The sequence below is a fragment of the Moorena sp. SIO2C4 genome (assembly GCF_010672485.1).
Lineage (GTDB): Bacteria > Cyanobacteriota > Cyanobacteriia > Cyanobacteriales > Coleofasciculaceae > Moorena > Moorena producens.
The window spans coordinates 1-9,992 of record NZ_JAAHGN010000159.1 but is presented as its reverse complement, the minus strand read 5'-3'; the positions used below and the strand labels follow the sequence as shown (position 1 = coordinate 9,992).

Annotated in this window: 11 protein-coding genes and 1 pseudogene; 4 read left to right on the top strand and 8 right to left on the bottom strand. The window is 43.4% G+C overall.

The features are described from left to right. The 3 genes and pseudogenes from F6K20_RS11270 to F6K20_RS11260 all read left to right on the top strand — a co-directional run. Positions 1–271, top strand: a pseudogene (locus F6K20_RS11270) (hypothetical protein); the annotation flags it as partial. Positions 272–392: 121 nt separating this feature from the next. Beyond that, entirely contained in the window at positions 393–1,115 is a 723-nt protein-coding gene (gene folE, locus F6K20_RS11265) for a GTP cyclohydrolase I FolE (protein WP_008179451.1), read from the top strand. A 180-nt stretch (positions 1,116–1,295) separates the two neighbouring features. Then, entirely contained in the window at positions 1,296–1,427 is a 132-nt protein-coding gene (locus F6K20_RS11260) for a hypothetical protein (protein WP_287249212.1), read from the top strand. Positions 1,428–1,506: 79 nt separating this feature from the next. Here the strand turns inward: F6K20_RS11260 and F6K20_RS11255 are convergent, their stop codons facing one another. Beyond that, positions 1,507–1,704, bottom strand: coding sequence for a hypothetical protein (locus tag F6K20_RS11255; protein WP_008179452.1), 198 nt, complete (start codon positions 1,702–1,704; stop codon positions 1,507–1,509). A gap of 948 nt (positions 1,705–2,652) precedes the next feature. Here F6K20_RS11255 and F6K20_RS11250 point away from each other — a divergent pair. Continuing rightward, positions 2,653–2,883: a helix-turn-helix domain-containing protein gene (locus tag F6K20_RS11250; protein ID WP_008179453.1), complete on the top strand. Its 231-nt coding sequence runs from the start codon at positions 2,653–2,655 to the stop codon at positions 2,881–2,883. 19 nt (positions 2,884–2,902) lie between these two features. Here the strand turns inward: F6K20_RS11250 and F6K20_RS11245 are convergent, their stop codons facing one another. The 7 genes from F6K20_RS11245 to F6K20_RS11215 form a co-directional block, all read right to left on the bottom strand. Next, positions 2,903–3,175: a hypothetical protein gene (locus tag F6K20_RS11245; RefSeq protein WP_131826936.1), complete on the bottom strand. Its 273-nt coding sequence runs from the start codon at positions 3,173–3,175 to the stop codon at positions 2,903–2,905. A 29-nt stretch (positions 3,176–3,204) separates the two neighbouring features. Next, entirely contained in the window at positions 3,205–4,677 is a 1,473-nt protein-coding gene (locus tag F6K20_RS11240; RefSeq protein WP_044492192.1) for a zinc ribbon domain-containing protein, read from the bottom strand. Between the two features lie 29 nt (positions 4,678–4,706). Beyond that, positions 4,707–5,303, bottom strand: coding sequence for an IS607 family transposase (locus F6K20_RS11235; RefSeq protein ID WP_008179455.1), 597 nt, complete (start codon positions 5,301–5,303; stop codon positions 4,707–4,709). Between the two features lie 141 nt (positions 5,304–5,444). Further along, positions 5,445–6,611 carry an endo-1,4-beta-xylanase gene (locus F6K20_RS11230; RefSeq protein WP_229414292.1) on the bottom strand — a complete coding sequence of 389 codons (1,167 nt, stop codon included), beginning with the start codon at positions 6,609–6,611 and terminating at the stop codon, positions 5,445–5,447. Between the two features lie 340 nt (positions 6,612–6,951). Beyond that, a complete protein-coding gene (locus F6K20_RS11225; protein WP_044492252.1) occupies positions 6,952–8,016 on the bottom strand; it encodes a glycosyltransferase family 4 protein in 1,065 nt (354 codons plus the stop codon). A 144-nt stretch (positions 8,017–8,160) separates the two neighbouring features. Beyond that, on the bottom strand, positions 8,161–9,084 hold the full coding sequence (locus tag F6K20_RS11220; protein ID WP_008179461.1) for a sulfotransferase family protein: 924 nt from the start codon (positions 9,082–9,084) through the stop codon (positions 8,161–8,163). Between the two features lie 303 nt (positions 9,085–9,387). After that, on the bottom strand, positions 9,388–9,992 hold a 605-nt coding region (locus F6K20_RS11215), incomplete at its 5' end, for a glycosyltransferase family 4 protein (protein WP_287294688.1).

The window sequence follows — 9,992 nt, the reverse complement described above, 5'->3', positions numbered from 1 at the left end:
GACAGCGCTGCCGCTTCTCTGGTTCACCAACGCTGCTCGCCTCAAGACTCTAGCAGCGGAGGAAAGCCGCCATGGTATCCGGGTAGTAAGCATTTGTCCAGGTGCAGTCAATACCCCTTTATGGGATGCAGATACAGTTCAGGTGCAATTAAATCGGTCAGGGATGTTGACCCCAGAAATTGTTGCCCAGTCAATTTTGCACACCGTCCAGCTACCACAACAGGCTGTGATCGAGTCGTTGACTCTGATGCCCAGTGCCGGGATTCTTTAGGGTATAGGTAATAATAGCACACTTTTGGTTAACTGAAAGGTTATTGCTGTGTCAATTTAACCTGTCCCTATGGTCTGGCAATATCAAGTTCATTTTTGTTTACAATCTAATCAGATTAATCATGACTATTGCTTCTTCCAATGGTTTCAAGCGTGTTGAATCTGTTTCAACTGCTAAAAGTATCAATGGTAATGAGAACAATCAGCTAGAGACCCGTCCTGACCGCAATACCCAGAATGGTCACCAGCCCAATTTACAACCTCCTTTGGAAGAACTGAACCAGGAGATGATCAACGCTGTAAGCACTATATTATTGGGTGTTGGTGAAGACCCGCAACGAGAGGGACTGCTCAAAACCCCTAAGCGGGTAGTCGAGGCAATGCGATTCTTGACTGGTGGTTACAACCAGTCTTTAGAGGCAATAGTCAACGGGGCAATTTTTGACGAAGGTCACAATGAAATGGTACTCGTCCGGGATATCAATTTCTTTAGCCTCTGTGAACACCACATGTTGCCATTTATGGGTAAGGCTCACGTCGCCTATATCCCTAACCAAAAAGTGGTAGGACTGAGTAAAATAGCCCGTGTGGTCGAGATGTATGCACGGCGACTGCAAGTCCAGGAACGGCTGACTCGCCAGATTGCCGAAGCCATTCAAGCTGTCCTAGATCCCAAGGGTGTGGCTGTGGTTATGGAAGCTACCCATATGTGCATGGTGATGCGCGGTGTGCAAAAACCAGGGTCTTGGACCGCCACCAGTGCGATGGTCGGGATTTTTCAAGAGGATCAAAAAACTCGTGAGGAATTTCTAAACCTAATTCGTCATCAGCCGAATTTCTTTTAGGGGTTTGACTTAAACGGTTAACTAATCCTACTCAAAAAGTCATTAGTCATTAGTGATTAGAACTCTGGGAAAATTAACGTTTAGCTCAGACATGACAAGGAGTAGAGGCATGATTTTCACCAGAGTTCTATTAGTCCAATGTGAACAACATACATTAGTAACTGTAGTTACTGATGACAGATGGTAAGCTATAGCGCGTGTCGCGTATCAGCTAATGCGCTACGCGCACGCTACGCGAACAGCGAAAGGCCTTTCGCCACGCTACCGGAACAGTTTATGCCCATAGCGCACGCTACACCGAACAGCTTTTGAATAAAATAAGCTGACGGCTGATAGCTGACGGCTGAATGCTTACGACAGATGAGTAATGACTAATGACTTACCTTAGCCACTAGTTAACAACATCCTCCCTAATAGTCTCCACATCAAACATAATGGAAAATTTTGCCTCAGGCATCATCTGCTTTAAAACTCGTAGATGTTCTTCAGCATTGCCGCGCCGTCTGAATCGGCCAACGGTGATATTGCTGAGCTTGGGTTGCAAAAGGACAATGATCCAGGGATTGAGCTTTTCTCTATAATTCAACATAGGTTTTCCTTATAGGTTTTCCTTGAGACACTTGAATTTGGAGCCAAATTAGCTTCCACTACCATCAGCGACCCATCTTAGACGTTGGGAAGCTCGTACCATGGGGTAACCCATGTGCGGACGCTTACTTAGGGAAACAGCCCCTCATCATGAGCGGGCAGGATTGATGACCGGGTTATTAGTACATATGTACTAATTTGGGGGTGAAATTGAACGCAGCCTGACAGTTCTGCTGATTTTTTGTCTAATTCTTCTCACTTTTTGTCTAATCAGTTATAATAGACGAGCAAGTAATGGTGAATTAAAGTCTATTAAAGTTGATGACCAAAGCCGAAAATGCACTGGTTAAGGACAGTGGAAATCAAACCTCCTGTGGATAAAGCAATCAAAATCAGAAATTTGACGGTGGGGCATCCCGTCAGAAGTAAAGCTTGCCTTATACCCGAACACGGAAGCGTTTCTGTAAGGAAATAGCGATGGCTGGGGTTGGCGAGAAGCCTACACCTATCGATAGAGAGGTTTGGTAAATGTCACCGTAATTAGTTGCGGGTTAGATTGCCCTGATGAGGCAAGTCTGCAGGTGTTGAAGCGGCTTACTTTCGATTGCGCGATGATTTGCCTCTAGCTTGGCATAGCTTGGGGAATATTAGCTGTTTGGTGCAAACATTTTACAGAAAATTTATCTACGGTATGGTTAGTGGTAAGGTATTTTACTGAACTAGCTAATAACCCTATGTGAGGTCGCCAAACTGCTTGCTGCTGTCTGGCAAACAAGAAAAGGGCAGAAAACAAAGTTAACTGCCCTATTTTAATTAGGGCTTACGCAATTTAGCCATCGACACAGGACATGTAGGTTTTAGAGGGTAACAATAACACTACATGTAGAGTTCATCCGCAAGCCCTATTTAAGCAAACCGTTCAAGTTTTCTTGAACAATAACAATTTATTATGAAAAGCCAAGAAGATCAACCTCTAACCCTGGTAAAACTCAGGGAACATGTCAATCTGACTCAAATGAAATTAGCCATTGCTGTTGGTGTCAGCATTACGACGATTAGTGACTGGGAAAATGGCAAAGCCGAACCACGTTTAAAGCACGTCAGGCTCCTGATTGAAATACTGGGTTGTTCTTTCGAGGAACTTTGTGAAGCCTTTGACCAAGCAAAACAACGTCGTTAGTAAAGCGACGGGTGCGCGGTCAAAGGGAGCCAGTGTGTTCAAAGGGAGCCAGTGCGGTCTTGAGGGGGACTCCCAAGACCGCACTGCATCCGATCTCCCGACTCCGATCTCCCGACTCCGATCTCCCGACTCTCATTAACCCAGGACTTTCTACCTCACCCAATTGAGAACTGCTATTATATATAAACCTATATATATACATAGGGAGACTCTTAAACCGGGAGAAATTGGGACAAGCCCGTACAATCCGGTCAAGGTGCATTTTATTGTTGTCTAAGTGAGGAGTGGTCATACAGTAATTGGAGTTAAACCTGCCACTCACTATTTAGACGTTCCTGACATCCCGGCCAGGAGCTGCTTGAAAGTCTGAGTTTTAGTATGTTTAGAGTCAAGCCATCCAAGCTCGACTGCATTAGCTAAACTCAGTCCCAACCCTTTCAAGTAACGCGCAGTACGACGCAACAACACTGCCTGAACCTCAGCCCTCGAAGAGAACCGAGAAATTTCGAAGTCCGTACCCCGAGCAAGGATGTTTTTGGCAGCATTGTGGTCAGCCTGCAACACGACCCCATCAAATCCGGTAAAATTGTCCCCAGTCCTTTTCCCTAATAGGGTTCCATTCCTAGAGTCAATTTGCGACGTGTAGCTAGGCTGAACTTCCGTGACAACCGATCCAGTCCAATTAGCCCATTTTTGTAAGGAATCTCGCATCAGTCCAATCATCCAGCTATTAAGCTTGCGAGACATGGCCTTGGACTGGCGCTTATTCGTAATTGGTTGTGTTAAATCTTCTGCAAAAACTTTTAATGCTTTTCCTCCAAGTAGTGACTTGGAGGCTTGGCCAATAACGGCGAGTATTTCACCAAGGTCTTTCCTGTAACGGCGGTTCTCAGTCTTTCTGCCAAGATTGTTCTCCAGGATTCGAGCAGACTTAGCCGGATCAATTTCTTCCAGCTTTCTGTGCAGTGCCCAAAGTTTTCCTCGGTTCCGGTTTTTTGCGCATATTCGATCTGATTTCTTTGACGCCAACCTGCCCAGACCTTTGCCATGAGCTTTCCCTTCCGAATCAAAGAAAGCCTCTGTGTACCCCTTATCAATTCCGATAGATGGACGCTCCAAAGGAACGTCAACTCTTCCATGATCTACCAGAAAATGAACTTCAAAACGCTGAAGCAACTGGTTGTGAATTAGTCGGATCTGCCCTTTGATCTTGCGGTTAGATCTGACTAGTACCTTGTTCCTTTTTCCTCTCTTGAGACCAGCTAATTCCAGTTGGTAGGTGTTTCGAGATACTCTCTTACACTTGTAGCCGCCTTGTTGGTAGACTATTTTATTTCGGATCCAAGAATGCCCTCTTTGGTACTCCTTTCTGACCAACCTATGGAGCAGTGGACTGTCCATGAAAGCCAAGGTCTTCAGTTGTAGGCATTGGTCTTTCCTGACCTTTAGATTGGCTTTTCCAGGAAACCTTTTATAAACCTTTTTGACAACAGCATCAATTGAGGCCGCTTGTTGAGCAGTGATAGCTTTTGCCACATCACTGACCGTCCATTCCATCAATTTAGAAGGCAGACCTAGTGAATCAGGAGTCCTGAAGGTTCTGACCTCGGGGTAGGACTTTTTCCAGTCGATTCCCCAGTGATTGATACTCCCTAATTTGTGATCAGATTCAGACCTAACAATCCCAAGGTTTTTCATAGTCGCTAGCAACTCATTTTCAACCGACTTGGTCATCCCCACTACGGGGACAATTTGAGTCGATATTTTCTTGTTTGTTGTTGACTGCTTTGGCATCGTTAGGTCTTTGTCGTCTTACGTCTATTTTATCCTAATTTGTCTAATCTGTCTACTTCTTTGACGGTATTTTTTATTTCTTTTTCGTACCGACGAAGGAAGTAGAGCTTAGAGCTGAAGCAATGCATTATGGACATAAAATCATCGATCAGTTCCTGTTGAGGAGACTTATAGGTGTGATTCAATACTATGATTTGGCATTTGTGCAGGGAACAAAACCACTCCACGAAATCAAAACCAAATCGGCATAGTCGATCTTTGTGAGCAACGACTATGGTCTTTATCTGTGAACCAGCAACCTTTTCCATTAACTGGATGAACTTACGTCTCTTGAAATTTAATCCAGAACCGTACTCTGAGTAGCACCGACACTCTGGATAACACTGCCCCAAGTACTCAACCTGAGACGCAAGATCATCCGACTGAGACCTGGTAGACACTCGGGCATAGAGAATAACGGAACGTGAATCCTCTCCGTCTACTAAGCGCTCAATGGAACTGGCCAAATAGCGTCGGTGCCCGCCGGGAGACCTAATACATTCAATCTTGCCTGCGTCTGCCCATCTAGATAAAGTCTTTGAGTTATAGCCATATCTATCTTGGGCTTCTATGGGAGTGAGATCCATAGGATGTCTAATTGATACCGATATATCCTATATTATCCCATTTTTAAGGGGTCTGAACGTGAGGCTACATAGGCGTGAAAATGAACCATTAACCCAATTGATATCTCAGCTGAAAGTTAATTTCCCCAAAGGTCTAATGATTCAACGCTTAGGAGCATTATCAAAAGCACGAGCGATCGCATTCCAGGCTAACTTGGGCTGGAAATCTGCATCGAGAGGTAGAGGTCGCACTGGGGCACCATCTGACCGGGGATGGAAGCTACTTAAGTATGTGTAGCGATCGCTAAATCCCCAGGTCACTACTGCAATCACGGCTGGCTCATCAAGCACAACAGACAGATAATCTTCATAAGCTTGAGCCACCATGCGATCGCGTACAGTCACATCCTTTGGTAACTTGTCATCTCTGACATCTAGTTCAGTAATCAAGATTTTAAAACCCATACTCGCCACATCTCGGAGAAACTTCCGCAGGCTGTGGGGGTTAATCCGTTTATTCCCTCGCAAGTGAGCCTGGATTCCCAGGGCATGACAGGGGGTTCCCTGAGACTTCAACCCCTCTAGTAGCTTCAATACAGCCCTACGCTTGGCTTGCTCATCACTCGAATCATAACTCAGTCCATACTCGTTGTAGAGTAACATTGCCTTGGGGTCAGCAACAGCTGCAATGCGAAAGGCTAGGTCAATGTATTTCGGACCTAAAAATTTTAACCATGGCGTTTTGCGTAAACCATCTGCCCGTCCTTGGAAGGTAGCGATCGCTTCATTCACCACATCCCAGGAGTGCATTTGTCCAACATAACGCCCAGCCACTGTCTTTATATGTCTAACCAAGAACTGTTCAGCATTTTGGCGGTTTACTGTCTCCTCAAACCAAGGGGGTAACGAGATGTGCCAAATTAGGGTATGTCCCCGAAACAGCAATCCATGAGTCTTGGCAAAGTCTGCCATCCAATCCCCAGCCGTAAAGTCAAACTGATGGGGGTGAGGGCACAGGGGAGGGGAAGAAGGAGTAGAAACAAACCACTTGAGTCCCCATCCGGGAACCAGCATGGCACACTCTTGAGCAAAACGGGTACCTAAGGCTGGGTTTGAGGATAGGTCTGGGAATCGACTCTCGGCTCCATAAATTAATCCTTTTGCTGCTGCACGCTCTTTTAAAGAAGCTCCTTGAGCTACTGCAAAGTCTCGCTTCGGGTCATCAATAGCTTGAATTGAGTTACTTTGTCTGATAGATTTACACCTTGTCAGAGGGCCGACACTGGCTAAGCTACCTAAACCCAGTAATAATTCACGTCGTCCAATCATTAACTTGTTTTTACTCCTAGGAATCATCACCTAATATGCCTAGCTTTCATTATTTCAGTGATTTATCGCTGAGGGGGTGACAAAATAGCCTAAAAAGCTTATTTTGTAAAAAATGCCGGAATTTATGGTAAAAAAATATCGGTTTAGTTATCTCAATAAGACCAATAAACATGATAAGCTTACCGTAAGCATATGCGCTACGCACACGCTACTTGAGGTGCTTTAAGCTCATGCTTACGGTTTTAAACCGATTTTTTTAACCCCAAAAAACTAATTGATCTAGTGAGATAGCACAGGAATTTTTCAGGCATCAATGAAATTGATAATTATAGTTCAGCTATTACGATTTATTCATTCTTTTTATGGAGTAGTTGGCAATTTCATTGTAGGCATTAATCGTTTGATTGGCTAGTTCTTGCCAATCAAAAGCGTCTAGGGGAGCTTGTTCTGGACGGGGAGTGTTTAACGCCCAATCTAAAGCGTTTTCAATGTCATAATCAGTAATTTCTCCTGTATAGGTATAGACCCATTCTTCACCAACTTGGTCTTGAACTTCAGGGAGAGCGCCAATTTTAGGAACTAATATGGGTAGGTTAAAAGAGAGGGCTAAGAAAGCACTACCAGAGTTTAAAATCTCGCGGTACGGCAAAATAACTAAGTCAGCAGCACTAAAGTACCATTGCATATGGTCTTGGGGTATGAAATTTAGGTTAATTCGGACTCGTTTATCTAAGGCGGATTCCCTTTCAATTTCTGCTGCTAATTCAGGAAATTCTGGACTACCCACAATGTAGAGTATGGCTTCTGGGTCAAAAAACTGTCGGAAAACTCGCATCAATTTAGGAGCATTTTTGTAAGGTCTAATTTTACCAAACAAAAGCAATACTTTCGCCGAAGTTGGAATTCCTAGGTAATGGCGAGCTTCTTGAGAACTGACTTGATTAGAATACTGCCCTCGGTAGTGACCATGGGGTACTACAAAACCAGGAATATTCTTTAACTGAGGGAAGCGCTCTTGGGCAGATTTCATCCCAGTTTTGCTAAGGTTAATGTAACCATCCAACTGCCTTGTAAAGGCTTTCCAAAACCAAGCCTCTAGTTGCGGGTAAAGCTGTTCATGAGAGGCTAAGTTGTGTACTGTCCAGACAATTTTTGTACCCCGCCAGCGAGCCAAAATCATCAAGAAGAATAGAGCTAACGTTTTTGCGATCGCTCTGAAGAAGTTAGGTTCATTTAAGTTTCGTTCTGGCCAGTGCCGATGCCAGATAGAATAATCATTTATCAGCAATTTTTTAGGAGAAAACTCATGGACATCAACCCCCAAAGTAGCCAGGTGGGTGTAAACTAGCCACGTATAAGGGTTTTTGTCACGATCTTTAAAGGCTGGTTGGGCAAGAATTTTCATATTGCACCTACTCCATTGAGCTTTGGTTAACTTTAGAGCTGCCGTTACTTGCAACCTACTACGTAAACCTTGAAATCCAGTACCAGTCAAGGTGTCTACCGCCAACTACTTCATAGCTTTAAAAAAACCTAAACGATCTCAGGTTTATAGTGACCAGAATTGATCAGACTGATAAAATGGTATATCGAATATTTTAACATAATTACGCACAACATCGACTTCAGATTGGGTCATCGTTTGTTTCCATTTATTTATTTGTTGGGTGCTTATACGTACCTTGGAATAACGACCAGGTATATTGTTAGTTGAACTCTGGAGTACATGGTTTTCTACCCGCCTATTCCATGGCAATTCAAACTTCTCAAATAGCTCTTTGAACTTACCAATAGGGTCTAAGCATAAGTCCTCATAAAAGACCAATAACCATTCAGGATTTCGAGACAATGCATCGGCTACAACACGATGTCTTGCTGCCCAGATAGCTGCAAAGATTTCTATGGGCGTTTTTGCTTGCTCTATCACTGAGCGGTAGGGTTCGAGATGATCTTCAAATAAGCTAGATTGATCTAATAGAGTATCTCGGGAAAGCTCAGCAGGAGTTTCTTTGTTAATTTCTGATAATACGGTGGGGCAAGGATGTCGAACAATTACCAATAGTTTTGGATTGTAGCGCTTGAAAACCCACTCGATGGACATCAGAGATGCTACATCTTTCACGATAATTTGATAATTAGGCAGTGCTCTAGCCCAGAAACCTCGGTACCAAGCGCCTCCAAAAGGTAGACCTTTGAAGACATTATCAAAAGCATTTTCAAGCAAGTCATCTCGCTCACCAGGTCGTGTATATCGGAACCATGTTTCCATGTTACCTTTTCCAGTAATCTCTGGATTACATGGCTCGTAGTAGTATATAGCACGATTTGCGGTGGACAATGTTTTCCCGACCCAACTTGTACCGCTGCGACCATGACCTAAAATCAAAATTGGGCGTTTACCAACTTGCCAGTGATTCAAAAACCACGAGGTAAGATAGTAGCTGGTATTAGTAATTAAACGTTGTTTCCTCATTTATCTTTTACTGAATTGACAGTTAATATTTTGATTTTTACTCAAGCAATCAGAGGTTTAGTGGTGTTTTTTTATATAAACCTCGAAATACTGCTCAAGTCTGCTAACTAAAAGGCTAACTAAAAGGCTAACTAAAATTTAATCACCACTAAACACTAAAATAGTAGAAAAACTATCAATTTTTAGCGATATAGTGTTTCTCATAGTTATGAGGTAAAGTAAATTTTTCTAACCCCTACTTCCTAGTCCATAGTCCAATTAAACCCAAGGGCTTCGTACCTCACCCAATTGAGAACTGCTAGATCAAGATTTAGCTTGAGCTAACTGGTTAGACTTTGAAAGTGAAACCAGACAATCTAGTTCCGAAATAACGCCTTCTATTGCTTTATAACCAAATAAGTCCTCAAGCACACCTGGATTAACATTATCCCTAAAAGGATGGGACAAAAATCTGATAATTGCTTCTGCAAAGGATGACTTATCTACAGCAATTTCAAAGTAGTGATGAACCTCTTCTGGTAGACCTGCTATTCCCTGTGGTGTAGAAACAATCGGTCTACCAGAAACCAGCATTTCTAGGGACTTTATACTAACGCCACTCCCAGCTGAAACTGGATTAATGAGAACGCGCCCGGACTTGTATACTTCTGTAGAAGACACTGGATTTATTTTCAGATCAACTTCTGCAGTTTCCTCACATAGCTGCCTAACGTGCTGGACAGGATTTGAACCCGCTATTAAAACAGTAAATGTTGGTAACGCCAAACGTATCATCGGCATAACTTGGGTAATAAACCAGATTATTCCCGCTACATTGTTGTCCGAAAAGAGGTTACCCAAAAAAACGATATCATAGACAGGATTGGTGCTTAGTTTATCTCTGGATATTGCTTCCCTATTCTCTTCAA

Bases quoted from the DNA above. Each gene is read 5' to 3' on its own strand.
- F6K20_RS11240 (WP_044492192.1), bottom strand. From the start codon at position 4,677: ATGCCAAAGCAGTCAACAACAAACAAGAAAATATCGACTCAAATTGTC.
- F6K20_RS11260 (WP_287249212.1), top strand. From the start codon at position 1,296: ATGGTAAGCTATAGCGCGTGTCGCGTATCAGCTAATGCGCTACGCGCA.
- F6K20_RS11235 (WP_008179455.1), bottom strand. From the start codon at position 5,303: ATGGATCTCACTCCCATAGAAGCCCAAGATAGATATGGCTATAACTCA.
- F6K20_RS11220 (WP_008179461.1), bottom strand. From the start codon at position 9,084: ATGAGGAAACAACGTTTAATTACTAATACCAGCTACTATCTTACCTCG.
- F6K20_RS11255 (WP_008179452.1), bottom strand. From the start codon at position 1,704: ATGTTGAATTATAGAGAAAAGCTCAATCCCTGGATCATTGTCCTTTTG.
- F6K20_RS11225 (WP_044492252.1), bottom strand. From the start codon at position 8,016: ATGAAAATTCTTGCCCAACCAGCCTTTAAAGATCGTGACAAAAACCCT.
- F6K20_RS11245 (WP_131826936.1), bottom strand. From the start codon at position 3,175: ATGACCACTCCTCACTTAGACAACAATAAAATGCACCTTGACCGGATT.
- F6K20_RS11250 (WP_008179453.1), top strand. From the start codon at position 2,653: ATGAAAAGCCAAGAAGATCAACCTCTAACCCTGGTAAAACTCAGGGAA.
- folE (WP_008179451.1), top strand. From the start codon at position 393: ATGACTATTGCTTCTTCCAATGGTTTCAAGCGTGTTGAATCTGTTTCA.
- F6K20_RS11230 (WP_229414292.1), bottom strand. From the start codon at position 6,611: ATGATTGGACGACGTGAATTATTACTGGGTTTAGGTAGCTTAGCCAGT.